The following is a 1,027-nucleotide window of genomic DNA, read 5'->3' on the forward strand; positions in this document are numbered from 1 at the left end:
AACTGTTCCATAACACCTTCAAGCTCACGATGCATGTTGTCCGTGCTCGCTGTTAACTGCATCGATTTTTCTTGTGTGTTGTGGATCAAACGCTCTAGCTTTTCGAGCAGATCGTTGAGATGGTGGCTGATATCAAACAGTTCATCCTTACCTGCAAGATCAGAGCGTAAGCCCATGTTATTGCTTTCGCTGATGTTCTTAATCGTTGCTAGCAAGCTGCCAACACGAACGTTGGTAGAGCGAGAAATTTGCCACATCAGTGCAAAAATCACTACTAAGATGAACGCCGTACTGGCTTGCTTGATACTTGCCATTTTTTCATCGCGTTGGGTTGCGGCAGAATCAATCGATGATGAGAAAGCTTCAAACTGCTCTTCCACGGCGTGAGATAGCGCGCGAGTTTCGCCCAGTAAACCTTTGTTGTACGCCACACCAATGACTTGTTTTTGAGCTGCAAGTTGTTTCGCTGACTCTAACAGTTCTGGAACGTATAGGTCAGACAGTTTGCTTGAGTCAAATTCGCCCATTTTCACCGCATTATCAAACTGGATAAGAGAAAGGATTTGCTGATGGTCGGCGCTTTTCTTTGCTTCAAGTAGCAGGTTTTCGTAACGCGCAAGAATGCCACTTTCTTTGTCTAGGCCATACTTTTGAGAAGCGGAAACTAATGCTTGGAAACCTTTTTGATAAGCGAGTAAATCCTGCTTGAAACGCTGACTTGAGGGTAGGTCGTATCGGTTTAGGATTTGAGCGAGTTCTTTCTCGGTGCTTAAAAACTTATCAACATTACTATCAAATTTATCTAAGTATTTGACATTGCTGCGAAGTAAAAAGTCTTTCTCATTACGTCGCAAGTTGAGTAAGCGTATTTCTAAATCACCGACAAGTTTTACTGCGTGGTTGAGTTCATTGCTCTGATTTGCGAAATGAGATGAGGTACCCAAAAGGGTCACAATGCCTAAAATGGCGATAACTCCGAGGAAGTAGAGTTTTTGCCTAATAGTCATATTGTTGTTTCCTGAATAAG

At 42.8% G+C, this 1,027-nt stretch carries 1 pseudogene; it reads right to left on the reverse strand.

The window, feature by feature from the left end:
• Nucleotides 1–1,007, reverse strand: a pseudogene (locus R7F07_RS25500) (methyl-accepting chemotaxis protein); the annotation flags it as partial.
• Between the last annotated feature and the right edge of the window lie 20 nt (nt 1,008–1,027).

The sequence above is a fragment of the Vibrio sp. YT-16 genome, from assembly GCF_033337405.1.
GTDB lineage: Bacteria > Pseudomonadota > Gammaproteobacteria > Enterobacterales > Vibrionaceae > Vibrio > Vibrio alginolyticus.